The organism is Salinibacter pepae (genome assembly GCF_947077775.1).
GTDB classification, from domain to species: Bacteria; Bacteroidota; Rhodothermia; order Rhodothermales; family Salinibacteraceae; genus Salinibacter; species Salinibacter pepae.
This window is the reverse complement of record NZ_CAMTTE010000001.1, coordinates 3401172-3425950: the sequence shown is the minus strand read 5'-3', so window position 1 is coordinate 3425950 and position 24779 is coordinate 3401172. Positions and strand designations below refer to the sequence as shown.

At 67.3% G+C, this 24779-nt stretch carries 24 protein-coding genes and 1 tRNA gene; 9 read left to right on the top strand and 16 right to left on the bottom strand.

The features are described 5' to 3' along the window. Positions 1–27: 27 nt before the first annotated feature. Entirely contained in the window at positions 28–1584 is a 1557-nt protein-coding gene (locus tag OJA40_RS14450; protein WP_263810944.1) for an insulinase family protein, read from the bottom strand. Positions 1585–1791: 207 nt separating this feature from the next. Here OJA40_RS14450 and OJA40_RS14445 point away from each other — a divergent pair, with 207 nt between their 5' ends. Then, positions 1792–2085, top strand: a complete 294-nt coding sequence (locus tag OJA40_RS14445; protein WP_208427510.1) for a DUF493 domain-containing protein — start codon at positions 1792–1794, stop codon at positions 2083–2085. Positions 2086–2122: 37 nt separating this feature from the next. Then, positions 2123–2650, top strand: a complete 528-nt coding sequence (locus tag OJA40_RS14440) for a rhodanese-like domain-containing protein (protein ID WP_208427509.1) — start codon at positions 2123–2125, stop codon at positions 2648–2650. A 69-nt stretch (positions 2651–2719) separates the two neighbouring features. Here OJA40_RS14440 and OJA40_RS14435 read toward each other — a convergent pair whose 3' ends face one another. The 8 genes from OJA40_RS14435 to thiO all read right to left on the bottom strand — a co-directional run bounded on the left by OJA40_RS14435 (position 2720) and on the right by thiO (position 10162). After that, on the bottom strand, positions 2720–4960 hold the full coding sequence (locus tag OJA40_RS14435) for an ATP-binding protein (protein ID WP_263810943.1): 2241 nt from the start codon (positions 4958–4960) through the stop codon (positions 2720–2722). Positions 4961–5372: 412 nt separating this feature from the next. Next, positions 5373–5642, bottom strand: coding sequence for a cyclase family protein (locus OJA40_RS14430; protein WP_208427508.1), 270 nt, complete (start codon positions 5640–5642; stop codon positions 5373–5375). Between the two features lie 194 nt (positions 5643–5836). Further along, positions 5837–5910: transfer RNA gene (locus OJA40_RS14425), tRNA-Arg, on the bottom strand. 82 nt (positions 5911–5992) lie between these two features. After that, on the bottom strand, positions 5993–6868 hold the full coding sequence (gene thiD, locus OJA40_RS14420; RefSeq protein ID WP_208427507.1) for a bifunctional hydroxymethylpyrimidine kinase/phosphomethylpyrimidine kinase: 876 nt from the start codon (positions 6866–6868) through the stop codon (positions 5993–5995). 48 nt (positions 6869–6916) lie between these two features. Beyond that, positions 6917–7549 carry a thiamine phosphate synthase gene (locus tag OJA40_RS14415; protein ID WP_208427506.1) on the bottom strand — a complete coding sequence of 211 codons (633 nt, stop codon included), beginning with the start codon at positions 7547–7549 and terminating at the stop codon, positions 6917–6919. Positions 7550–7913: 364 nt separating this feature from the next. Beyond that, positions 7914–8735 (bottom strand): thiazole synthase, encoded by an 822-nt coding sequence (thiG, locus tag OJA40_RS14410; protein ID WP_208427524.1) that lies wholly within the window; start codon positions 8733–8735, stop codon positions 7914–7916. A 48-nt stretch (positions 8736–8783) separates the two neighbouring features. Further along, entirely contained in the window at positions 8784–9026 is a 243-nt protein-coding gene (gene thiS, locus OJA40_RS14405; protein WP_208427525.1) for a sulfur carrier protein ThiS, read from the bottom strand. After that, entirely contained in the window at positions 9023–10162 is a 1140-nt protein-coding gene (gene thiO / locus OJA40_RS14400) for a glycine oxidase ThiO (RefSeq protein WP_263810942.1), read from the bottom strand. Before thiO ends, thiS begins: the two co-directional genes overlap by 4 nt. Before the next feature lie 180 nt (positions 10163–10342). On the opposite strand from thiO, the gene OJA40_RS14395 reads away from it, so the two are divergent. Both OJA40_RS14395 and OJA40_RS14390 read left to right on the top strand, forming a co-directional pair. Then, on the top strand, positions 10343–11419 hold the full coding sequence (locus OJA40_RS14395) for an NAD(P)/FAD-dependent oxidoreductase (RefSeq protein ID WP_263810941.1): 1077 nt from the start codon (positions 10343–10345) through the stop codon (positions 11417–11419). Between the two features lie 46 nt (positions 11420–11465). Continuing rightward, complete coding sequence (locus OJA40_RS14390) at positions 11466–12878, top strand: pyridoxal phosphate-dependent decarboxylase family protein (protein ID WP_208427527.1); 1413 nt, start codon at positions 11466–11468, stop codon at positions 12876–12878. 16 nt (positions 12879–12894) lie between these two features. Here OJA40_RS14390 and OJA40_RS14385 read toward each other — a convergent pair whose 3' ends face one another. The 5 genes from OJA40_RS14385 to OJA40_RS14365 all read right to left on the bottom strand — a co-directional run bounded on the left by OJA40_RS14385 (position 12895) and on the right by OJA40_RS14365 (position 18466). Further along, on the bottom strand, positions 12895–13431 hold the full coding sequence (locus OJA40_RS14385) for an SPOR domain-containing protein (RefSeq protein WP_208427528.1): 537 nt from the start codon (positions 13429–13431) through the stop codon (positions 12895–12897). Between the two features lie 142 nt (positions 13432–13573). Further along, the gene (locus OJA40_RS14380; protein ID WP_208427663.1) at positions 13574–14464 is read right to left on the bottom strand and encodes an aldehyde dehydrogenase family protein; all 891 of its coding nucleotides are present in this window, start codon (positions 14462–14464) and stop codon (positions 13574–13576) included. Continuing rightward, entirely contained in the window at positions 14365–15954 is a 1590-nt protein-coding gene (locus OJA40_RS14375; protein WP_208427664.1) for an aldehyde dehydrogenase family protein, read from the bottom strand. Before OJA40_RS14375 ends, OJA40_RS14380 begins: the two co-directional genes overlap by 100 nt. A 95-nt stretch (positions 15955–16049) precedes the next feature. After that, complete coding sequence (gene deoC, locus OJA40_RS14370; protein WP_263791796.1) at positions 16050–16967, bottom strand: deoxyribose-phosphate aldolase; 918 nt, start codon at positions 16965–16967, stop codon at positions 16050–16052. 104 nt (positions 16968–17071) lie between these two features. After that, positions 17072–18466, bottom strand: coding sequence for a sigma-54-dependent transcriptional regulator (locus tag OJA40_RS14365; RefSeq protein WP_263791794.1), 1395 nt, complete (start codon positions 18464–18466; stop codon positions 17072–17074). Between the two features lie 267 nt (positions 18467–18733). Between OJA40_RS14365 and OJA40_RS14360 the strand changes: the two genes are divergently transcribed. From OJA40_RS14360 to OJA40_RS14345, 4 genes are all read left to right on the top strand, one after another. Beyond that, a complete protein-coding gene (locus OJA40_RS14360; RefSeq protein WP_263809085.1) occupies positions 18734–19696 on the top strand; it encodes an ABC transporter substrate-binding protein in 963 nt (320 codons plus the stop codon). After that, complete coding sequence (locus OJA40_RS14355; RefSeq protein WP_263809086.1) at positions 19693–20718, top strand: FecCD family ABC transporter permease; 1026 nt, start codon at positions 19693–19695, stop codon at positions 20716–20718. Before OJA40_RS14360 ends, OJA40_RS14355 begins: the two co-directional genes overlap by 4 nt. A gap of 125 nt (positions 20719–20843) precedes the next feature. Further along, on the top strand, positions 20844–21911 hold the full coding sequence (locus tag OJA40_RS14350; RefSeq protein ID WP_208426340.1) for a polyprenyl synthetase family protein: 1068 nt from the start codon (positions 20844–20846) through the stop codon (positions 21909–21911). A gap of 93 nt (positions 21912–22004) precedes the next feature. Further along, positions 22005–22769 carry an MBL fold metallo-hydrolase gene (locus OJA40_RS14345; RefSeq protein ID WP_263810940.1) on the top strand — a complete coding sequence of 255 codons (765 nt, stop codon included), beginning with the start codon at positions 22005–22007 and terminating at the stop codon, positions 22767–22769. 22 nt (positions 22770–22791) lie between these two features. Here OJA40_RS14345 and trhA read toward each other — a convergent pair whose 3' ends face one another. Together trhA and OJA40_RS14335 are read right to left on the bottom strand one after the other, a co-directional pair. Next, complete coding sequence (gene trhA / locus OJA40_RS14340; RefSeq protein WP_013061754.1) at positions 22792–23493, bottom strand: PAQR family membrane homeostasis protein TrhA; 702 nt, start codon at positions 23491–23493, stop codon at positions 22792–22794. A 74-nt stretch (positions 23494–23567) separates the two neighbouring features. After that, the gene (locus OJA40_RS14335) at positions 23568–24134 is read right to left on the bottom strand and encodes a YkvA family protein (RefSeq protein WP_263809088.1); all 567 of its coding nucleotides are present in this window, start codon (positions 24132–24134) and stop codon (positions 23568–23570) included. Positions 24135–24333: 199 nt separating this feature from the next. Between OJA40_RS14335 and OJA40_RS14330 the strand changes: the two genes are divergently transcribed. Next, on the top strand, positions 24334–24753 hold the full coding sequence (locus OJA40_RS14330) for an OsmC family protein (protein ID WP_208426338.1): 420 nt from the start codon (positions 24334–24336) through the stop codon (positions 24751–24753). Positions 24754–24779 lie beyond the last annotated feature (26 nt).

Sequence of the window (24779 nt, the reverse complement as noted above, 5' to 3'; positions counted from 1 at the left end):
AGAGGAATGCAGGAACAGCAGCACGCGCTAGTTGGCGGCGGTCGTGGGCTGCTGCTCGTCGTCGGTCGTTTTGATCATGGCGACGGTGCGGTTGCTCCGCCTGAACGTGTTTTGCGCCACACGCTGCACGTCCTCCACCGTGATGGCCTGAATGGCGTCGAGACGCCGGAAGACCGAGCGCCAGTCGCCCTTCAGCTCCTCCATCTGGGCAAATTGCAGGGCAAGCCCCTGATTGGAATCAAGCTGCCCGATGAGATTGGACCGTGCTCGCGTCTTCGCCCGCTCGAGCTCCTCTTGACTGATGCCGTTCTCTTTAATCGCCTCCAGCTCGTCGTAGATCATGTGCTCTACGCTGTCCGGCGAGACCCCCCGGTTGGGAACCCCGAAGATGCCGAACATGGTGTCGTACTTGCTGCCCGGAAAGGCCGGCAGGGCCTGAACCTGAAGGGCCTTTTCCTCGGTCACCAGGTTTTCGTAGAGGCGGCTCGTGCGCCCGCCCGTCAGCACGTCCCCCAACACATCGTAGACGGGCGCGTCCTCGCTTTGCATGCTGGGCCGGTGAAAGCCCATCACGACAAACGGCTGCGTCTGTTCGCGGATGACAACCCGGCGTTCGCTAATCTGCTCCGGCTCCTCGGTCCGGACCGGCAGCGGCTCGTCTCCTCCGGGCAGGTCCCCAAAGTACTGTTCTGCGAGGGCCCGCATCTGCTCCGGGTTCACGTCCCCGGCAATCCCAATGGTCAGGTTGCGCGGGCTGTAATGCTTCTCGAAGAACTGCTTGGCGTCGGTCCGGGACAGGTTTTGAAGGTCCGACATGTGGCCGATGGTCGGGTTGCCGTAGGGATGCGCCTTGAACGCAGTGGTCAAGAACTCTTCGACCAGGCGGCCCGTGGGGCTCGACTCCGTGCGCTGGCGCCGCTCCTCCATGACCACGTCGCGCTCGGTGTAAAACTCACGGAGCACCGGGTTCGCGAACCGGTCGGATTCCAGGGCAAAGAAGAGCTCCGCCTTGTTGGCCGGCAGGCTGTAGAAGTACCGGGTCGCGTCGGCCGAGGTGGTGGCGTTGAGGCCGCTCACCCCATTCCGTTCCAGGATGTTTTCGAACTCCCCCTTCTCGATGTACGACTCGGCCTCCGTCGTGGCCTGCTCAAACTGCTCTTCGAGCGCCGCGATGCGGGACGAGTCGGCCTGCGGGCCTTTCGCCCGCTCCCGGCGAAGCTGCAGGTAAATCTCCTCCTGACGCTCCAGGGCCTGCATCTCTTTCTCAATGTTCTTGGTGCTGATCGTGGTCGTGCCCTTAAACGCCATGTGTTCGAACATGTGGGCGATGCCGGTCTTGCCCTGCGGTTCGTCGACCGACCCCACGTCGGCGTACGTGGCGAAGGAGGCGACGGGCGCGTCGTGGCGCTCGACCACCACGAAGTCCAGTCCGTTGTCCAGCGTGAAGGTGGTCACCTTGTCCTCAAACTGCGCCAGCAAGTCTTGTCCCTGCGCGGGCAGGGCCGCCCCTGCCAGCAAGACAAGCAGTGCCGTGAGCGTGAGGGCGACCCGCGACCAGCCCTCGCGAAGCGAAGTCCAATCCATGAGACACAGAGACTCTTTGAAGTGGGAGTAGTGTGGAGCCTCTTTAATAACGCCCCTGCTCCGCTGATTTGATACAGCCTCCCCCTGCCCGCCCCGCCCTTTACTGACAATTTCACATTTTCACCACGCCCCGCCCCGGTAGAACGAACCGATTCCGCCGTGCGTAGACACTGCCGTCAAGAGCCTTCGAATCAACCTTCTCCTTTGATGCAGTTTATTAATCAGCCGGATGCCGAAAACGATGAGGCCTGGTGGGACCGCTTTGAGGAGCTGCTCGACGATCAGAACGACTGGCCAACGCAGTACACCTTCAAATTTATCGCCCCGGCGGCCCGACTGGACGACCTAAAGGCCGTGTTCGACGACCACCCGGTCCGGGTGCGGGAGTCCAGCAAGGGCAACTACAAGAGCGTAACGGCCCACCTCCGCATGTCGTCGAGCGAAGAGGTCGTTGGGATTTACGAACGGGCCTCCGGCATCGAAGACGTCATCGCGCTGTAGACCTCCTCTTCTCTGTTCCAATCTCCCGTCCCGAACGATGCACAGGCTCTTCGCGTCTCTGCTGTGCGCGGTGGCGCTCCAGGCCGGGTGCTCGGAGGCACTCACCTGGCGCGCGGTCGACCATATGATCGCAGCCGAGTATCCGGACGTCACCGCCCTCACGACCGACTCGCTCGCCGCACAGCTGGCCGACGACACCTCTCCCACTCCTGTTTTGCTGGACGCCCGCTCGCCCGACGAGTACGCCGTAAGCCACCTGCGGGGGGCGCGGCGTGTGCGCCCGTCGGCGGACGCCTACCCGGCCCTGGACACCCTGGCGTCGGACACGCCGATCGTGGTGTACTGCTCGGTCGGATACCGGTCGGCGGGCGTGGTGCAGGCATTGCAGGCGCAGGGGTTTTCCGAAGTCTACAACCTGAAGGGCTCCATCTTCCGCTGGGCGAACGAGGGACGGCCGGTTGTCCGAAACGGCGAGCCGGTGTCCGCCGTCCACCCTTACGATGCCTCCTGGGGACAGTTGCTGACGGACTCCCTGCGGGCCTCCCCTTCGTCGGAGCGCCTGTAGGGGCCTCCTTCTCCGATGAGAGCACAGGGGCGTGCCCTCCCCAGCCGCCATGCGCGCAGTCGCTTCGCCTCAGCCTCGACCGGATGGGGCCGCAACGTCACGGCGCGCCTCGTTTTTCTCACAGCACGGAAGCCGCACGACGAAGCGGCTGCCCGTTCCTTTTTCGGTCTCCACGTCCACCCGACCGCCCATCTGTTCAACGGCCTTCTTGGTGACCGCCAGTCCGACGCCGGACCCCTCAAACTTTCGGCTCAGCCCCTCCGACGCCTGGCGGAACGGCTCGAAGAGCGCCTCGGCCCGCTCCGGCTCCATCCCAATTCCGCTGTCTTCTACCTCCAGGACCGCGTCTCCGGCGGTCCCGTGAACGTGAACCTGGACGCCTCCCTCCTCGGTGTACTTGATTCCGTTGGAGAGAAGATTCTGTAGGACAATCTGCACGGCTCCCTCGTCGGCCCAGGCCAAAATCTCATCCGCCTCCGTGTACACGTCTAGACAAAGATCCTTCTCCTGCGCCGACGGCCGAAGCTCCTCGGCAACCTGACGGGTTTTCTCGACCAGATCGACGGCCTCCTCGGCCAGCTCGATTTGTCCGGATTCCAACTTGGACAGATTAAGCACGGCGTCAAGCGTATCGAGCAGTCGCTCCCCGCCCTGTCCGATGAGTTCCGAGAATTGATCCAGCTGCACGAGATCCGCCTCGTCCGGGCAGTCTTTTAGCGACTGGATCTCTTCACCAATGGCGTCGGCAAACCCGATGATCGAGGTTAGGGGCGTCCGAATCTCGTGGCTCATGTTGGCCAGGAAGGCCGATTTCGCCTTCGAGGCCTCTACGGCCCGGGCCCGGGCCCGCTCCGCCTGTTCCTTCGCGGATCGGAGAACCTGCTCCTGCTGAAGACGGTCGAGCACCACCATCGCGTAGGTGCCCAGCACCTCGATTAGATGCGTGTCGAAGGTCCCAATGGCCCCCGGCGTCGGCGAGCCCACCGAAAAGACGCCGTGCGCTCCTAGCGGCACGACAACCGCCGAGCGGAGGCCCCCGTAGTCGTTGGGGTCGTCCATCGTTGCCTTTTGCAGGTCCGGCACAATAAGCGTCTCGCCGGTCCGGTACGCCTCGGCGACGGCGCTCTCCCCGCCGATCTCGAAAGCCGGACGCTCCGGCATAAACTCGCACGCCGATGTCGCCACGTGGGTGGGCTTGAGGACGCTCCCCTCAGCAAACCGGATGAAAACGCCACGGTACCCGAGTGCGTCCTGGACGAGCTCGGTCAAAACCTGCCCAACTTCTTTCCGGCTGGAGGCCCGGAGCAGAGAGTCGGTGGCCGTGTAGAGCGCTTCGAGCTTGACCCGGCGCTTCTGAAGTGCGTGCTGCTGCTCTTTTAGTTGCGTGATGTTGGTGATGGCCCCGTCGTAGTACCGGGCCGTTCCCTCCTCGTCCCGGACCACGGTGCCACTGAGAAGCCCGGTAAATGTCGTTCCGTCCTTTCGGCGGAACCGAATCTCCATGCCATCCAGCTCGCTCGTTTCTCGTCTCAGCTCCGCGGCCAGCTGTTTTCTCTTGTCGGGCTCGGCGTACAGGGCCTCCGAGTCCATTTGAAGGAGCTCATGCGGGCTCGAGTACCCAAACATATCGGCCAGTGCCTGATTGCCAAACACGAGCCCCTCGTCCGGCGTCGATCGGTAGATGCCGTCGGAGACGTTTTCGGCAATTGAACGCAGGCGGGCCTCTTGGCTTTCGACCTTCGTCCAGGCGGCAAACTGCCCCCAGAGGGAGAACCCCTCGGCAAAGGCCACCGTGGACAGCCCAGAAATCAGGATGAGCGGATCGGTCTGTGGTGTGGGGGCCGCGAGGAGCCCGCCCACGGCAAACAGGAATCCGGTTCCCAGGAACCAGAACACCGGGGCGATGGACTCCGCCCCGAGCCCAATGACCACGGCCGCAGAGCCGTAGAAGACGACGAGCCCGATCGTGTAGTCGCTGGAGAAGCCGTTGAGCGTGGCCAGGACCGTGACCCAGGCCATGCACAGATAGATAAGGCCCCACGTCAGCGGCACATAGTTTCGGCACACGCGGTCCGATAGGTACGAGCCGACGAAAAGCCCCACCAGAAGGCCCGAAAGCGCGAGGCGAATCCAGGCCGGATCGACGGCCTGCGGGGCGGCCCAGCCGTACAGAGTGCCGAAGACGGGCACCAGAACGGCCGCCAAAAGCGAGGACAGCCGATACTGCTGCACCTGTACGGATTCGCGCTCCGACAGGGACGGGGCGTCCGGAAGGAGGAGCGAGGCGGCGACTGAAAACAGGTAGGCCATGTAACCTTCTCGAGTAAGAATTCCCGAAACGATACCAGGGAGCCAGTAGAAAGTGACGTCTCCCCCTGCAAGGCCCGCTTTGTTATCACCCCCTCAAGAACCGTACAGGGATTGGCTGGAGCGCCCACAAAACTTCACCGAGGTGCAGACGACGATAGGGGAGCACGTGGGATCGAGGGAGCAGCGGTTTGCGGACCAGTCCCCCAGTAGGAGCCCCGTAGGGCGTGGGGCACCTCGTGCCTGACGGTGACGGGGGAGCGGTCCAGGGCACAGCCGGGTCCGGGGACGAGTCCCTCATCAATTTCCCGGCCGCTGACGGGCGTGCGCGGGACAGCGCTGGACCGGCCCCATCTGCTACAGGAATTTTCGCTGCGGCCCCCGGAAGTCGCCGTCATTTGTACGCCCCTGAGGGTCACTGTGCTGAATCCGCCGGGGCCGGGCGCAGGACCCCGTTCTCGTTCCAGTGGGCCGGTGGGTCGAGCTGCGTACTGTACTGGTCGGTCGGCAGCACGTAGAAGGTGGCCACGAAGCCGTGCTCGTCGTAGGTGTGGGGCTCCCCCTCCTCCACGCACCCCGGGATGGCGTTGCCGGCGGCAGTGGCCCGGAACGTGGCGTTGTTGAACCCGGGCCAGACGGGACTCGTGGGCGCGAAGGCGAACGGACCAAACGCGAGGAGACGCACCCTACAGCGGCACGTGGGACGAGGCACCAGTCCGGTGAGCAGAGGTTGAGGGACGACAGGAGCCGAACGTGCCTAAGTCTTGGGCTATTCCTCACGCCGCAGGGAATCAATCGCCGTCGTCCCTGAACGCCACGCGGGCAACAAAGAAAACCCCTCGGCCGCATGGGACCGAGGGGAAGCAGTAGACCAAAAAGCCTGCCCGGGAGGATTCGAACCCCCGGCCTCAGCCACCGCAAGGCTGCGCTCTGTCCAACTGAGCTACGGGCAGGTGTGTCGCTCGTGTGCCGATTTCTGCATGAAGCATCACTGACACGCTCCGCGGAACGCAAAAGATCCTCTCCCTGTCGTTCTTACGAAGTGTTCACGCTGTCAGGGGCGTGCGGCCCCATCGACGCGGCGGCCACGTCGGCGTCGGCACGGGCCGCCTCGGGGTCGAGGTGGAAAAAGTGGTTCGTGGGGCCCCGCCCTGCGCCGAGCGGCAGGGCGTGGCGGATGGCCCCGGTCACGTACCGCTTCGCCCGGTCGACGGCCGCGCCCAGGTCGTGCCCCTGTGCCAGGTGGGCGGCGATGGCCGAGGCGTAGGTGCAGCCGGTGCCGTGGGTGTGCTCCGTATCGATCCGCGGGGCCCGGAAGCGCCGTGTCGTGTCCCCGTCCGCGAGCACGTCGACGGCCTCCTCGGTACCGGACAGGTGCCCGCCCTTGACGAGCACGGCATCCGGCCCGCGGTCGAGCAGCGCGGCCGCGGCCGTCTGCAGGTCCTCCGGCGTGTCGATGTCCACGTCGGTCAAGTGCTCGGCCTCGTGGACGTTCGGCGTGACGAGGGTCGCCAGGGGGAGCAGGTCATTGACCAACGTGTCGATGGCCTCGTCCTGCAGCAGCTTGAAGCCGGTTTTCGAGATCATGACCGGGTCGACCACGAACGGGCGCAGGTCATGGGCCGCCACCCGGTCGGCCACCGCCTCGATAATGTCGGGGGCCGAAAGCATCCCGGTCTTGGCCGCCTGGACGTCCATGTCGGTGGCCACGGCGTCGATCTGAGCGGCGACGAGCGACGGCGGCAGGTCGTGCGCCCGTGAAACTTCTTCGGTGTTCTGTGCCGTGATCGCCGCGAGGGCGGACGCGCCGAAGACGCCGTTGGCCTCCATGGCCTTCAGGTCGGCCTGAATGCCAGCCCCACCGCCCGAGTCGCTTCCGGCGATGGTGAGGGCTACGGGTTTCGTGGGCATGGGCAAAGCGGAGTTTGGTCGATGTAGGCAGTGGTGGACAGGCCGTGGCTACGCGTGTTCGGCAAGCGCACGGAGGTACGCCCGGGCCGCGGCGCGGGGCGTGTCTACGTTCATGATTCCCGAAAGCACGGCCACCCCGTGGGCACCGGCCGCCCGGCACACCGAGACCCGTTCGGGGGTAATGCCGCCCAGGGCAAGCACGGGCACCGGGGCCGCAACGCGGCAGAAGGCACGGAGCGGGCCAATCCCTGCTGGGGGCCGGTCCGGCTTGCTGGGGGTTGGAAAGACCGGACTGAAGAAGTAATAATCAACCCCCTGCGTCCGGTCTCCTTCCGCCTCCACGTGTTCGTGGGCGGAGTAGCCGATGAGGGCCTCCGGCCCAAGCCTCTGGCGGGCCTCCCCCACCGACGGCCCACGCCATCCGATGTGGGCCCCGCGCCCGAGCGCGTCGGCCACGTCGACGCGGGTGTTGACCGTGATCGTGACGTCGTCGGCCGCGGCCTGGAGCCGGTCTGCGAGGGCACGCGCCGCCGCCGCAAACCCCTCCGGACTCGCCTCGTGGTCGCGAAGGTGCACCCAGCGCACCCCTGCCCGCACCGCCTCGACCGCCCGGTCGGCCCGGGCGTCGTTCGTGAAGCCGTCGGCGATGAGTGCCAGGCGGGGATACGGAAGGACGGCCATGAGCAACCCGTTTAGTTGCGGTGCAGTGCAGCAGTACGGTTTCGGGGTGTGGGACGCTGTTTGCCGGACTGGTTGTCGCCTTCGACCGCGCGGCTCTCTGCAGCCCAGGGACTACTCGACCGCTGCATTCCCAGGGCAGGCCGGGTTCGGCACTCGCCCGGTAGCCGCACCGGAGGCGTGATCCCGCGTCTGCTCGGCCCCTGCTACGAGGCTCGCCTGGGCCTCGTTTGTGCACGTCGCCCGCTGTGTCTCGGCTGAATATTCATCCGACAGACCGCTTCTGAACGCCGGGCGGCCCGAAGGAGACTCGCGCCAGACACCAGGAGAGGCCGGGGCGCCCCCTTTTCTTCTCGTCTTCTTCTCGTCACGTTCCAATGCGCCCCTCCATGGACGACGACGCCTCCGCGTACAGACGCCGTGGGATGCGTCCGGCGCGATGGGCACTCCGTCCCGCCTCGACCGCCTTGCGCATCGCGTGGCCCATGTCGAGCGGGTGCTGCGCCTGCGCAATCGCCGTGTTGACCAGGATGCCGTCGTAGCCCAGCTCCATCGCCGTCACGGCGTCGCTGGCCGTGCCAATCCCGGCGTCGACGATCAGGGGCGTGTCCTCGATCATCTCACGGATGATGCGCAGGTTGTACGGGTTGACGATGCCCATGCCGCTTCCGATGGGCGATCCGAGGGGCATGACGGCCGCGCACCCGAGGTCCGCCAGCTTGCGGCACGTGATGGGGTCGTCGTTGGCGTAGGCGAGGACCGTGAAGCCGTCGTCAACGAGCGTCTTGGCGGCATCGAGCAGCTGCTCCACATCCGGCATGAGCGTCTCGTCGTCCCCGATCACCTCCAGTTTGAGCAGGTCCGTGCCCAGGGCCTCCCGCGCGAGCCGGGCCGTCAGGACCGCCTCGCGGGCCGTGTAGCAGCCCGCCGTGTTCGGCAGCACCTCGTATCCCCCCCTACGGAGAAGATCGAGGTGGCTCTCGGGGGCCGGGTTCTCGATGTTGACCCGCCGGATGGCAACCGTGACCAGCTCGGTGCCCGTCGCCTCCAGGGCATCGAGCATGACCTGCGGGTTCGGGTAGCGGCTCGTTCCGACGAGAATGCGGGACGAGAAGGAATGGTCGCCAATCACGAGGGCGTCGTCCGCCTCGTTCGCGACCGCTCCGTTGGCGTGCGTGACGTCACTCATAATCAGACTGTTCAACACAAAAGACCTCGAGGCACCCGATTCCCGCCCTCACCCGCCCGGCTGCGCCTGGATGATCTCAATCGAGTCCTCCTCGGCCAGCCGCACGTCCTCCCAGTCCTGGCGGCGGACCACGCTCTCGTTAAGCGCCACGGCGACCCCGGCGGCCTCGTCCTCGTTGTCCGGGTCGATCTCCAGGTCCCGAAGCAGATCGGTCAACGGATAGTCCTCGGGCACAGTGCGCCCGTCCCCGTTGACCGTCACGGGAATGGAGGGGTCGGTCGGGGTGCTCATGCGGACCTCGTCGGGGACTTGGCATCAGAGAAACGACAGGGAGAAAACGGCCGGAGCCAGTCCGAGGTTTCTCCGGTGCGAATCAGTCGCGCCATCTCCTCGGCCGTGATGGGCGTCAGCAGAATCCCGTGCCGGTAGTGCCCGGTCGCCATGAGCACCCCGGGCGCGGCCGACCGGCCCAGGAGGGGCGCGTGGTCGCGGCTCGCGGGCCGCAGTCCGGCCCACGTCTCGTCGACCGGCAGGTCGCGGATGCCCGGCACCACCTCCCATCCCCCTTCCAGGAGGTCGTAGAGCCCCCCCGCCGTCACCGTCGTGTCGAAGCCCATTTCCTCGCTCGTGGCCCCCATGACGATCCGCCCGTCGCTTTTGGGGGCGAGGTAGGCCTCGGGCCCCCGGATTACGTGCTGCAGGTCGAAGGGGCGCTTGCTTCGCAGTTGCAGCGATTGCCCCTTTACCGGGCGCACCGGGGGCGTCGCGTCGGGGGTCAGCCCGTCGAGCTCGCGGGACCAGACGCCCGCCGCCACCACGACACGGGTGCCCCCGACGCGGTCCCCGCCGGCCGTCCGGACCGCCGGCACGTCCTCGTCCGGCACGACGGCCTCGACGGGGGTTTCCTCGTGCAGCGTGCCCCCCTCCGCCTCGAACGCCGTTCGCAGGGCCCCCACGAGGCGGCGGTTGTCGACCTGATGGTCCGACGGGGCGTACACGGCGGCGGCGAGGCTCGGGGCCACGAACGGCTCCACGTCGCGCGCTTCCGCCCCGGTGAGCCACTCCACGTCCAGGCCCTGGTCCCGCTGGAACTCGTAAAGCCGCTCCAGCGCCTCGGCGGCGTCGCGGTCATCGGCCACGATGAGCGTCCCCTCGTCGCGGTAGTCGACCGACTGGCCGGACGCGGCCTCCACCCGGTCGGCAAAGTCGGGCCAGCGCCGCAGGCTTTCCCGGTTGAAGTCGTAGAGCTCCCGCTCCTCGAATTCGATCTCGGCGTCGGGGGCCAGCATGCCTGCGGCCTGGTACGAGGTGGCGCGCCCCGCCGTCTCTTTTTCGAAGAGGGTCACGGGCGTGCCGCGGCGGACGAGCTCAAAGCCGATGCTCAGTCCGACGGTGCCGCCCCCGACGATCAGCACGTCTCGGGTCATCGCAAAACGAACAATTCGTGCAACGCATCCAGTGGAGTATCCGGCGCCCTTCTGTGCAGAAGAACACCCGCTTTGTTTGCAACGCAGTGTCGAACGCGTCATTTTCCAGAAGTGTCCCGAACGCTGCGGCACGGGACGCGTGTGGGGAACGACCGTTGCACGAATGATTGTTGTTTTCGTATGCGTTACGACGCCGACGTAATCGTCGTGGGCGCGGGCCTGGCCGGGGCCTGCGCGGCCTTCACCCTGAGCCGCGATCACAAGGTCCGCGTGCTGGAGTCGGACGAGCCCGCGTCCGGGGCCTCCGGGGCCGCTGCGGGCCTCGTCAACCCGTTCATGGGGCGCCGCGCCCGCCCCGTCTGGCGCCTGCGCGAGGCCCTAAATGCCGTGCCGACGCTCCTGGACGAGGCCGGTGCCCCGGCGCTTTTTCCCGACACCGGCGTGCTCCGGCCCGCCGTGGAGCCCGATCAGGTCGCCCCCTTCCAGGACGCCGCCGAGACGCATCCGGACCTCGCCACCTGGCTCTCCCCGGCCACGGTTCGGGATCGGTACCCCGCCGTGCAGCCCGACCGCGGCGCCCTCTTCGTGCCGCAGGGCGGCGCCGTGAACGTCGGGGCGATGGTCGACGCGCTGCTGGACGCGGCACAGGCCCGCGGGGCGACGGTCGAGACGCAGGCGCCGGTGCTCTACTGGCGCGAGACGCCCGGCGCCGCGGTGGTGGAGGTCGACCGCGGCGACGACACCGAAGAGCTGCGGGCCGACCGCGTGCTCCTCGCGCTCGGGCAGGGCTACCCCCCGTTTCCGGAACTGCGGCGACTGGGACTGGACGGCGTGAAGGGCCAGACCGTCCGCGTCCGCCGCCCCGACTCCCTCTCGGGCTCCCTCCCGCCGATGTCGGGACGGGGCTACATCGTGCCCGAGGGCGACACGTTCGTCCTTGGGAGCAACTACGAAAACAACTTCGACGACCTCTCGCCCACCCCCGACGCCACGGCCTACATCCAGGAGAAAACCAGTGACCTGATCCCGGGGGTACAGCACGCCGAGGTGCGGGGCGAGGTGGCAGGCGTGCGGGTGAAGCACTCGGCGACGAACCTCCCACTTCTCGGCCCCCTTCCCCGCCGCGAGCGGCTCTGGGCGTTCACCGCCCTCGGCTCGAAAGGCCTGCTCACCGCTCCCCTCCTCGCCCTCGATCTTCCCACCTGCCTCGGCGCTCCCGGCAAGGTTCCCGATTCTGTTTCCACGCAGAAAAAGTAGCCGCCAAAGTCCACCCCTCCTCGCTTCCAACCGCCAGCTGCTCAACGTGTCTACCCGGCCCTCTCCCACCACTGACGCCCTCTTCCGCCGCGCCCTCCAGCACATCGAGGACTGGGAACAGTCCTGGGGCGCGTTCGACCGCCACGACGCCCTCGGCGTCGATCCGGACCGCCTCGACAGCGTCTTCGACGAGTACCTGGAGCGGCTGGAGGGCAACTACCCGTTCCATCACCCGCGCTACGCGGGGCAGATGCTGAAGCCGCCCCACCCGGTCGCCTGTGCAGCGTACGCGGCGGCCCAGCGCATCAACCCCAACAACCACGCGCTCGACGGCGGCCCGCCCACCAGCCACATGGAAACGGAGGTCGTGGCCGATCTGGCCGGCATGCTCGGGCTGCCTGAGGCCAGCCTTGGCCACCTCACCGGCGGCGGCACCGTGGCGAACCTGGAGGCGCTCTGGGTGGCGCGCGAGCTCCACCCGGATCAGGCGCTCGCGGTGGCGGAAAACGCCCACTACACCCACGGCCGCATGAGCGACGTACTCGACGTAGAGGTGGTCCCGGTGTCGGCCGATGCGCGGGGGCGGATGGACCTGCACAGTCTCGAACAGACCCTGGAGCAGGGCGGCATCGGGACGGTCGTGCTCACCGCCGGAACCACGGGCCTCGGGGCCGTCGACCCAATCCACGACGCACTCCCGCTGTGCAGGGCACACGACGCCCGCGTTCACGTCGACGCCGCGTACGGGGGCTTCTTTCGGCTCCTCACAGAAGACGCCGCGCCCAAGATTGAAGGCTTTCCCGCGGAGCGGTTTCGCGCCATCGAAGACGCCGACTCCGTCGCCATTGACCCGCACAAACACGGCCTCCAGCCCTACGGCTGCGGGTGCATTCTCTTTCGCGATCCGGCGGTCGGGCGCTTCTATCAGCACGACTCGCCCTACACCTACTTCACGTCCGACGACCTGCACCTCGGCGAGATCAGCCTGGAGTGCTCGCGCGCCGGGGCGGCGGCCGGGGCGCTCTGGTGCACGCTCAAGGCCCTGCCCCTAGCGCCAGACGACGGGCTCGGGCCCATCCTGGCCGCCTGCGTGCGGGCGGCCCGCACCTGGACCGACGCGGTGGCGGACACCGATGCCCTCCGGGTCGTGGCGCCCCCGGAGACCGACATCGTCTCGTACGTGCCGGCAACATCGGAATCGTCCCTCTCCGCCGTCCACGAGGCCAGCCAGGCCCTCTTCGACACGGCCATGAACGACCCGGACGCCCCCATCTTCACCAGCGTGTATCGGCTCTCCGCGGACGCACTGACGACCTTGCGGCCGTCGCTCAACGCCGATCGGGACGAGGCCGCCGTCCTGCGCAGCGTCCTCATGAAGCCGGAGCACGAGACGTACGCCGCCGATCTGGTGGACCGGCTCGCGACCACGGCCCAGTCGCTCGATTCCGCCGCAACGTGATGCGCCCGCCGCTCTCCTACCTCGTCACCGTCACCGTCCCCCGAGAAATGAAGGCGTTCGGGTACGCACTCCGGACGAACGCAAGGGCTTCTTCGGCCGCGTCGCGCTCGGCAAAGGCCCCCATCCGCACCCGGTAGTAAGGCTGCGAGTACTGCACGACAATGGGCGGCTCATTCCCCAGGACCGCAGTCGGGGCCTCCGCTTTGTTCTCCTCCCACCACTGCCGGACCTGCACCTGAAAGTCCTGCGCCGCCTGCTTGTCCCGCGCCGAGAACACCTGCACCCGAAAGCCCTCAACGGTTTGCTGCACGCCCTCGTCCGCCCGCCCCTGCAGTAGCCGATCGGGCACCTGGTGGGTCACCTCTACGGTGCGCTCCGGCGGGCGGGCGTCGTACGTCGACGGGTCGAACGTTTCGTACTCGGCCACCGACGGGGCCGCCTCTGCGGGCTCCGGCTCAGCGGGACCTCCCTGCCCGGAGGTCTGTGACGCCCCAGTACAGGCGCCCAGGACGACGGCTAGCGCGAGAATGGCGAATGGCGAGCGACGATGCATACACAACAGAATGCTTGGCCTTAAAACCAAATGAAAGGAAACGGCCCACGAGCTCAGCCCTCAACATAAAACCCCCAACACAAAACCCCTATCCCCCACCCCTCAACGCCCACCCCTCAACGCCCAACACTCAACACCCCCCTCAACGCCCAACCGGGTGCCAGGTGGTCTTAAACTCGACAAACGGCGTGATCCAGTAGGGCGACTGGCTCTCATCGGCCCGCCACTCGGCCGGCGACCGGTCCGGGCGAAACTCCATCCGCGTGACGCTCTCGGCCCCTTCTCGCTCCAGGATGGTGCGCTCCTCGGTCGACGCGCCAACACTCAGAATGGCATCTACGTCGCGGTGCCCGCCCACGTGTCCCCGGAGCTCCTCCCGGTGGCCCGTGAGAATGTTGACGACCCCGCCCGGCAGGTCACTCGTGTCGAGCACCTCCGCCAGGTCGAGGGCCAGCGTCGGGGCGTCGTTCTCCACCACCAGGATGACCGTGTTGCCGGGCACGATGATCGGAGCCATGCAGGAGACGAGCCCCAGGAGCGGCGCGGCCTCCGGACAGAAGGCGGCGACGACGCCCGACGGCTCGGGGACGGAGAAGTCGAAGTGCGAGCTCGCCACGGGATTGATGCTCCCGAACGCCTGCGCGAATTTGTCGGTCCAGCCCCCATAGTAAACCAGCCGGTCAATCGCCGCGTCCACTTCCGCCCCGGCCGCGTCGGGGGCGTAGCCGGCGGTGTCGACGAGGGTGTCGACGAACGCCTGCCGGCGGGACTCCAGCATCTCGCCCATCCGGTACAGGATCTGGCCGCGGTTGAAGGCGCTCCGGCCGCTCCACCCGTCCTGGGCCTCGCGGGCCGCGACCACGGCCTCTCGAAAGTCCTTGCGCGACGCGCGACAGATGTTGGCCACGAATTCGTCTTGATGGTCGGTGGCGGTTATGTATCGTCCGCTTTCGGTTCGGGGGAAGCCCCCGCCGATGTAGAGCTTGCGGGTCTTGTAGACGGGGAGCCGTTCGTGGGCGTCTGTGGCTGCCATGACTGCGATGGACGTTCGAGGTACGGAAGAAGACCGTGCATGCCCCCCTCACGGCCGAAGCCGCTTTCTTTGTAGCCGCCGAAGGGGCTGGCGGGATCGAACTTGTTGTAGGTGTTGCCCCAGACCACGCCGCTTTTCAGCGCCTGCGAGATCGAGAAGAGCTTCGAGCCCTTGTCGCTCCAGATGCCGGCGGCGAGGCCGTACTCGGTGTTGTTGGCGCGCTCGACCGCCTCCTCAGGGGTGCGGAACGTGCTGACCGACAGGACCGGGCCAAAAATCTCCTCCTGCGCAATGCGGTGCGACTGGGTCACGTTGGTGAAGAACGTGGGCGGGAACCAGAAGCCGTCGTCCGGCAGGTCGCAGTCCGGCTGGAACTTGTCGGCGCCCTCCCGCTCGCCGACATCCACGAGGCGGCGGATTTTCTCCAGCTGTGGCTTCGAGTTGATCGCCCCGATGTCGGTGTTCTTGTCGAGCGGGTCGCCCACCCGGAGCGTCGCGATGCGGTCCCGCAGCTTCCGCGTCACCTCCCCCGCCACGCTCTCCTGCACCAGCAGCCGCGACCCCGCACAGCAGACGTGCCCCTGGTTGAAGTAGATGCCGTCCACGATGCCCTCCACGGCCTGGTCGATGGGCGCGTCCTCGAAGACGATGTTCGCCCCCTTCCCCCCCAGCTCCAGCGTGAGGCGCGTCTTCGTCCCGGCGAGCTGCTTCTGGATGTGCTTGCCCACCCCGGTGGAGCCGGTAAACGCAATCTTGTCGACGTCCGGGTGCTCCACGAGGGCGGAGCCGACCTCGCCGGCCCCCTGCACGATGTTGACGACGCCGGGCGGGAGGCCGGCCTCCTGAATCACCTCCGCGAGCTTAAGGGCCGTGAGGGGCGTCGTCTCGGCGGGCTTTAGCACGACGGTGTTGCCCGTGGCGAGGGCTGGGGCCAGCTTCCACGCCGCCATCAGGAGCGGAAAGTTCCAGGGGATGATCTGGCCGCACACGCCCAGCGAGCGGGGCCGGCCGGGGCCCGGCAGGGCGTACTCCAGCTTGTCGGCCCAGCCGGCGTAGTGGAAGAAGTGCGCCGCCACCAGGGGGATGTCCATGTCGCGCGACTCGCGGATCGGCTTGCCCCCGTCCATCGACTCCAGCACCGCAAACTCGCGGGACTTTTCCTTGATCATCCGCCCGATCCGGTAGATGTATTTCGCCCGCTCTTTGCCGGGCAGGTCGCGCCAGTGCGACTCGTACGCCGTCCGGGCGGCCCCGACGGCCTCGTCGACGACGGCCTCGTCGGCGAGTCCGACCTCCGCGAGCGGCTCCTCCGTGGCCGGGTTGATCGAGGGGAAGTACTCGTCCGTCTCCCGAAACGCCCCGTCGACGAACGCGCCGTAGCGGTCGTCCAGGCGCACGTGGTCGGCGGACTGCGGGGCGGGGGCGTACTCCCATTCGTCGCCGAAGAGCAACTCGCGAGCCGTGTCGGGGGGCGCCTCTAACTCAGCCATGACGCAAATTAGCAGATTGGAAGATTCAACGAGAAGACCTTCTCAGGCGTCAGACGATGCATATCGGCCAACGCTCAACTCAGAACGCACAACCCTCAACCCAGTGACAAATACCGCTTCGAGTGGTAACGCCCGTGCCGCTCCTTCTCCAGCTGCAGGAGCAGGTCGTTGAGGAGCGACGAGGCCCCGATCCGGAACCGCTCGGGCGTGAGCCACGCGTCGCCGAGCACCTCTTTGACCATGACGAGGTACCGGAGGGCCGGCTTCGCCTTGCGGATGCCCCCCGCCGGCTTCATTCCCACCGGGCGGCCGGTCTCCCGGTAGTAGTCGCGGATCGCCTCCAGCATCACGAGCGTCACCGGCATCGTCGCCGCGGGTGTCACCTTGCCGGTGGAGGTCTTGATGAAGTCGGCCCCGGCGTCCATCGCAATGCGGCTGGCCAGACGGACGGCGTCGTAGGTTTTCAGCTCGCCCGTCTCCAGGATCACTTTCAGGTGCTTCTCGCCGGACGCGTCGGCCAGCGCGCTGACCTCACGGTGCACCCGCTCGTACTCGCCGGCGAGGAACGCGTTGCGGTTGATCACGACGTCGATCTCGTCGGCCCCGGCGTCCCGCACCCGCTCCACCTCGGCCACGCGCTCCTCAAGGGCCGCCTGCCCGCTCGGGAAGTAGCTCGCCACCGACGCGACCTGAATGTCCGTGTCCCCCACATGCTCGCGGGCCACCGGCACCATGGGGGGGTAGACGCAGACGGCCCCGACGGACGGATGGTCTTGGTCGCTGCCGGGGTCCGGCGTGCGGGCCTTTTGACAGAGGGATTTCACCTTGCCCGGCGTGTCCGCCCCCTCTAGCGTCGTGAGGTCGAGCATGGCGATGAGGCGCTTTAGGCCCTCCACCTTCGCCTCTGTTTTGATGCTGCGACTGGCGAGGCGGGAGGCGCGCTCCCGGGCGGCCACCTCGTCGACGGGGGGCACCTGCGGAGGGCGGTACGCGGCGGGGGGGGACTGTGGCATGGAGCGGGCCGGGTTGGGCCAAAGTGGTGCTGGGGAACGGACATCAAGGGACTGCCCAAAACGAGTGGGATCACAGACCGATCCCGACGCAGGGGGAAGCGGGGCTACCGATCCACCACTTCGTCGAGGTCGTAGCGTTTGCGCTTGTCCCACAGCGTCTTCTTGGAGATGCCGAGGTCGTCCGCAATGTCGGCGTAGCTGTCGTCCGCCCGCGTCTCGAGCGTGCGGCGAATGTAGGCCTTCTCCACGTCCTTGAGCGTCTGGCCCAGGGCGAACTGAAACCCGTTGTTGCCCACCGGCTGCTCCCGCTCGTCGAGCCGGCTGGGCGGGGCGAGCGTCAGGTCCTCGGCCTGAATCTGGTCGCCCTCCACGAAAATCATGGCCCGCTCGATCACGTTCCGCAGTTCGCGGACGTTGCCGGGCCAGGTGTGGTTCAGAAGTTTTTCCCGGGCGGCGTTCGTGAAGCCGCTCACGTCGCTGCCGAACTCCCGGTTAAACTCGGAGACGATGTGCCTCCCGATCAGCAGCACGTCGTCGCCCATGGACCGCAGCGGTGGCATCTTGACGTTCACGACGTTGATGCGGAAGAACAGGTCCTTGCGGAATTCATCCTCCTGCACGCTCTTTTCGAGGTCCGAATTGGTGGCGCACAGAATCCGCACGTCCGCACTCTTGTCCTCCACCCCGCCGAGGCGCCGAAACTCGCGGCTTTCCAGGAAGGAGAGCAGCTTCGCCTGCAGGGCGAGGCTCATCGAGTCGATCTCGTCAAGGAAGAGGGTCCCCCCGTCGGCCACCTCGATTAGCCCCTCCTTCGAGTCTCGGGCGTCGGTAAAGGCCCCCTCTTCGTAGCCAAACAGCTCGGCCTCCAGCAAGTTGTCGGGAAGGGACGCGCAGTCGATGTCGGTAAACGCCTCCTCGGCCCGTGGGGAGTTGTAGTGGAGGGTTTGGGCCGCCAGGTTTTTTCCGGTCCCCGTCTCGCCGGTAAAGAGCACCGTCGTGTTGGACGCATTGCAGAGGGTCTCGAGGGTTTCCCGCACCTCCACGACCGGATCGCTCTCGCCGAGGATGCCCTCGATGGGATACTGCTTCTGCTTTTCGGTCTTGATCTGCTTGAGCTCCTGCTGCGCCCCGTACAGCTCAATGGCCTTCTCCAAAAGGGCCCGCATCTCCTCCAGGTTGACGGGCTTTTCCAGGTAGTGAAACGCCCCCTGTCGCATGGCCTCCACGGCCGTCTGCACCGACGAGTGGGCCGTCATGATGATGATCGGCACGTCCAGCTCCCGCTCGTTGAGGTTCTCCATGAGCTCCACCCCGTCCATCTGCGGCATGATCATGTCCGTCACGACCACGTCGGGCTCTCCACTGCCTTCGTCGAGCGCCTCGAGCAGCGAGTTCGGATTGACGAAGGCGTCAACGTCATAGCCGTCCCGCTCCAGCACATTGCTGAACAAGTTTCCAATTTTCGGCTCGTCGTCGACAACGAAGATCCGCTTGCTCATAACAATCCTGGGGTCTTTGCACCGATGATGGACCGTGACGGCCGTGCCCGTTTCCGCCCGCAGCGGCTGACTGTGCCCGGAAGAAGAGATAACCAATGTAAAGAGCGTCCTCCTTCCTGTCCAACGCCCTAGAAGATTCTTCCATTTTGCGTCGACCGGCCCGTAAAGATGTAGACATTGTGCCCCGCGGCCCGCACCCTGCCAACACCCTTCCCACCCCGCAGTACAAGCGGGCCAGTTGTTGCTTCTCCCTTTCCTGCCATCTTCATGACGTCCCGTTCTCTCGGCCTTCTGCTGTTCCTCGTCGTGCTGACGGGCGGGTGTGGGGACCCTGCCCCGGACGATGGGCGTCGAACCGTCACCGACGCCCTCGATCGGACGGTCCCCCTCGATCCCACCGTCCAGCGCGTGGTGTCCCTCGCCCCCAACCTTACCGAGATTGCCCACGCCGCCGGCGCCGGGGACCGCCTGGTGGCGATCACGTCGTCGGGCGACCACCCGCCGTCGGTCGACACCCTGCCCCACGTGAGCGCCCTGCCCGTCGACTTCGAGGCCGTGGCGGCGCAGGAGCCAGACCTCGTGCTGGCCACCGACCAGATCAACGCGCCCGGGGACACGGACACCTTCGAGGCCCTTGGCGTGCCGATCTACTTCTTCTCGTTCGGGTCGGTCGACGACATTCTGACCAGCATCGAGACCATGGGCCAGCTGTTGGGAACCGGGGCCGCCGCCGCGGACAGCGCCGCCGCCCTGCAATCCTCTCTCGACGCCCTTCGCGCCCGGACCGGCGCCCTCCCGGACGCCGAGCGGCCCCGCGTGCTGGTGCTGGTCGGAGACGATACGCTCTACAGCTTTGGGCGCGGAAGCTACGTGCACACCCTCGTCCGCGCGGCCGGCGGAACGAGCATTACGGCCGACATCGAGAACCAGGCCCCCACCCTTAGCGACGAGTATGTCCTCCAGGAAAAGCCGGACGTGATTCTTGGGCTGTGGGGCCGCAACTACGACCCGGATCGTCTACTCGACCTGCACCCAACGTGGGACGTGGTGCCGGCCGTTCAGAACGATCGAGTCCTGAGCGTCCCCACGTCCCTCATCGCCCGCCCCGGCCCCCGCGTCCTGCAGGGCGCCCGACGACTGGCCCGGCACCTCCACCCCAATCGGGTTTCGGCCCGGCCGGACTCCGCCAGCCCCCTCTCTTCTTCGATGTCGTCCCCCGCGGCCCCATGAAGCGCCCCTGGCTCGTCGGTCTGGGACTGTTGGCGGTCCTCATCGGCACGATCGGGGCGGCCGTGGCCGTGGGCAGTACGACGACGGCCTGGGGCGACGTGTACCGGGTCCTCGCCCACCGCCTCTTCGGCCTCGGCCCGGCCCCGGACCCAACGGTCGACCGCATCGTGTGGCGCCTGCGCCTCCCGCGGGCCGCTCTGGCCTGTGTGGTGGGCGGCGGGCTCTCCATCATCGGGGTGGCGATGCAGACGCTCGTGCGCAACCCGCTCGCCGAGCCCTACATCCTGGGCATCTCCAGCGGCGCCTCGGCCGGGGCGTCGTTCTTCTACCTCGGCTTCCTGCCGCCCCTGCTCAGCAAGCCCCTGACGATGCCCCTGGCCGCCTTCGTGGGGGGACTGGCCTCCATCACGATCGTGTACCTTGTGGCCCGCGACGGCGTCCGCGTGTCGGTGGCCCGGCTGCTGCTGGCCGGCGTGGCGATGTCCGCCCTCATGGCCTCCCTCACCTCGTTCGTCACCTTTTCGTCGCCGGAGCCGGACAAGCTGCGCGCGGTGCTCTTCTGGCTGCTCGGCTCGCTGAGCGGGGCGCGGTGGGGGCTGCTGCCCATCCCGGCCGTCACGACGGCCCTCGGCCTTGGGGCCCTGCTGGTTCTCGCCCGCCCGCTCGACGCCCTGCTCGTGGGCGAGGAGCCGGCACGGAGCCTCGGGATGCCGGTCGAGAACCTCAAGCGGGGCCTCATTCTGCTGGCGACGCTGGTGACGGGCACGCTGGTGGCCGTCTCCGGGGCCATCGGATTCGTCGGCCTCATCGTGCCACACGCCGTCCGCCTGCTCGTGGGCGTGCCGCATCGGCGCCTGGTCCCCCTGAGCTTCGTCGCCGGGGCCATCTTCCTCTGCTGGGCCGACCTCGCCGCCCGCACAGTCCTGCCGGGCCAGGAGCTGCCCGTGGGCATCCTCACCGCCCTGTGTGGGGTGCCCTTTTTCCTGGTGCTGCTCCGCCGCCGCGCCTACCACTTCGGGTAATCGGACCGCCCCAGCGTGGGCCGGGCCGCGCTCGTCCCGTCACGGGCCCCGCAGCCTTTCAGCAAACCTTTTCCCGGGCCCGGACGTATCGCAGATAGACGTTTCAATCCAAACTGAAACCCCAAATGCCCGACGCCTCGTCCGCCGCCACGAACGGCCGCGCCTCCGCCGATGCCTCCAGCGCCGACGGAGAGTCGTTCCCCCTGGACCGCCCCCTCCCCACCACGCTCGACGAGATCCGCGTGCCGGTGGAGGACGACCTCAACGCCTTCCGCTCGTACTTTCGGGAGGCGATGCGCTCGGACCACATGCTGCTGGACAAGGTCACGCAGTACGTCCTGTGGCAGAAGGGGAAGCGCATCCGCCCGATCCTCGTGCTCCTGTCGGCCCAGGCGTGCGGGGGGGGCGCGACGGACCAGACCCACCGGGCCGCCGCCCTCGTCGAGCTCCTGCACACCGCGACGCTCGTGCACGACGACGTGGTGGACGACGCGGAGGAGCGGCGGGGCGTCTTTTCGATCAACGCCCTCTGGAAAAACAAGATCGCGGTCCTGCTCGGCGACTTCCTGCTGAGCCGCGGGCTTCTCCTCTCGCTCGACCACGACGACTACTCGGTGCTCCACACCCTCTCCGACGCGGTGCGCCGGATGAGCGAGGGCGAGCTGCTGCAGATCGAGAAGTCCCGCCTGCTCGACATCGACGAGGAGACGTACTTCCGCATCATCTCCGACAAGACCGCCTCTCTCATCTCCGCCTGCACCAAGAGCGGCGCCGTCAGCGTCACCGACGACGAGGCGCTCGTCGAACGCATGGACGAGTTTGGCGAAACCCTGGGCCTGGCCTTCCAGATTCGGGACGACCTCTTTGACTTCAGCGCCGAGGACGCCGGGAAGCCGATCGGCATCGACCTGCAGGAAAAGAAGATGACGCTGCCCCTCATCGTGGCCCTGCGCGAGGCGGGGCGACGCGAGACGAAGCGCATTCTCGCCATCGTCGACCAGGACGAGAAGGACCGCGACGACCTCCGCACCATCGCGGACTTCGTAAACGAGTACGGCGGGATCGAGCACGCCCGCCGGAAAATGGAATCCCTGGCCGCGGACGCCCGCTCGTTGCTAAGCGCCCTTCCGCCGTCCGAGGCCCGCGCCTCGCTGGCCGGACTCACGGAGTTTGCCATCCAGCGCTCCCGGTAGGGCCGCGGCGGATTGAAGGGGCGGAGGGCGAGCAGGTCTGGGTGCGGCCCCTGCACGTTGCCACTCGACACTCGCCATTCAACCCTGCCCGCCATGCCTGCCCTTCACCTCCTTGGCACCGGCGCCGCCCTCAGCGACCCGCACCGCACCACTACCATGCTCGCGGTGTCGGACGACACCGCCCCCGCAAACACGCTCGTGGTGGACTGCGGCGGCGACGTGCTTCAGCGCCTGCAGGCCTGTGGCCGGTCCATTGACGAGGTCGATGGCCTCATCGTGACGCACGCCCACATGGACCACGCGAGCGGCTTTCCGCTCTTTATGGAGAAGATCTGGCTGGACGGGCGCGACCGCCCCCTCCCCGTCTGCGGCATCGAGCCGGCCCGGGCCCAGGCCCAGCGCCTGTGGGATGCGTTTGCGCCGGTGCACGAGGGCTGGGACGGCATCCCGCCCATCGACTGGCGCACGGTGCCGCACGAGCACGGCGCCCCCGTCTGGACCCAGGCCCCGTGGGCCGTGACCGCGGCGCCCGTGGATCACGGCGATACGGCGAATGTGGGGCTCCGGGTCGAGCACGCCGGCGGCAACGGCGTGCTGGCGTACTCCTGCGACACGGCCCCCACCTCCAGCGTCGTGGACCTGGCACAGGGGGCCGACGTGCTGGTGCACGAGGCCAACGGCGTCGGGGACGGGCACTCGACCGCGGCGGGCGCGGCGGAGGTGGCCGCCGAGGCCGGGGTGGACCGGCTCCTCCTGGTTCACCTCCCCCCCGGCGACAAGAGCACTGCCCTGCGTGAGGCCCGCCAGGTCTTTCCCCACACGGACCTCGGCGCGGAACTCGGGACGTACGCATGGTAGCGCGGGGCCACGAGACGTGGGGCTACAGGACGTACAGCACGACCGCGGCGTAGTGGCACGCGCTCCCCACCAGCACGAAGACGTGCCAGATCGCATGGCTGTAGCGCAGGGAGTGCCACCCGTAGAAGAGCACCCCGATCGTGTAGGCCAGCCCGCCGGCCACGATGAGGAGCAGTCCCCCCAGCGGCAGGGCGGCGCTCATCGGGTCCGCGAAGAGCACCCCCAGCCAGCCCATGAGCAGGTACAGCGTCGTGGCCGCCGGGTGGAAGCGGTGCGTCGAGAATAGCTTGAACAGGAGTCCCGCGAGGGCAATCCCCCACACCAGCGCAAGCACGGACCAGCCCCAGCCCTCCCGCATGAGCACCCCGGCAAAGGGCGTGTAGGTGCCCGCGATGAGCAGAAAGATGGCGACGTGGTCGAGGATGCGGAGCGTCCGCTTCAGGCGGGCGGTGCCGACGCTGTGGTAGAGGGTGGAGGTGGCGTAGAGGAAGACCAGCGTGCCCCCGAACACCGCCGAGGCGGCCAGGTCCCACCCGCCGCCCGCCAGCCCCGACAGGACGAGCAGCCCGACCCAGCCAATCAGACTTAGCACGAGCCCGACCCCGTGCGTGATGGCGTTTGCCAGTTCCTCTTCGTAGGACTGGCGCTTGTGCGGCGCCATGGTCGGGTCCTGTGCGGGCTCGGAGGCCTCGCCCTCAAAGTTCCAGGGAAGCATGGCGGGCATCGCCTACCGGCGGCCAGTCAGAAGGAAACGGAAGCATCTCACGCGCATGATACGACGCGTCATGGAGCCTACTGTTACGAGGAACTTGGGTCCGGACCGGACGCGTCCCGGTCGGTGGGATCTTCCTCGTTTCGGCCGGCGCGTCGCCATGCTTGGTAGTCCCGCAAATCTTGCTCCACCAGGGAAAGGCAGGCCGAGACGACGGCGGCATCGTCGAGAAGCCCCACGACGGGAAGGGCGTCCGGCACCAGATCGAACGGGTTGAGGACGTAGAGAAGCGCAAACCCGGCGGCGCTGAGGGTCCACACCGGGAGGGCCCGGTAGCGCCCGCGTCGGACATCCCGAACCAGACTTAGAAGCAGCCGGCCCTCGTCCAGCAGCCGTCGGATTCCGCCGTCGTTCCGAAAACGCGCCTCGATCGCTTCGGCGCGATCGACCACCGTGTCCAGGTCCGCCTCGGTAATTCGCCGTGCATTCTTTCGGACGAACTCGGCATCGATTTGGGCCAGCCGGTCGGCGAGGCGCGTATCCCGGACGCCCTGAATTCGCTCGCGGAGTCGGGCAAGGACGGACGCGGGAGGGGAATCCTCCGGCGGATCGCCCTGCGGGGCAGGCGAAGGAGTGGGCTGACCGTCGACCATGTCGGGCGGAGCGATGTGCGAAACACGGGAAGAACCCTACGAGATGCGGGGACGAATGCTCCCGCCCCGCCTCCCGACCGTCCGCCCAATCAACGCTGAAATTTGGCTTGCAATAACGGCATTTTACGCCCACTGACTCTCTCCCCTCCGTTTTTTATACTGAGCCTCGAGCTCTTTTCACCATCCCCTTTCCGCGCACATGCACCTGAGCATAGAGCAGATCAACGATGCCGTCCAGTTTCGCGGCACGAACGGCGACCACGACGTGACGATTGCCTCGACGGGCGACCAGGAGGGCCTGAGCCCAATGGAGATGGCCGCCCTGAGTGTCGTCGGCTGCAGCAGCATCGACCTCCTGACGATCCTGGAGAAGCAGAAGCAGACCGTCGACGACTTCCACGCCGAGATTGACGGGACGCGGGCCGAGAACCCGCCCCGCGTCTTCACCGACCTGCACCTGCATTACCGGCTCGACGGCGACCTCGCCCCGGACAAGGTGCGCCGGGCCATCAACCTGAGCCTTGACAAGTACTGCTCGGTGTCGAACATGGTCGACCAGACCGCCACCATCACGTTCGCCTTCACCGTCAACGGCGAGCGGTACGAGCAGGACGAGTAGTTGCCGATCGGTGATTGATGCCGCCT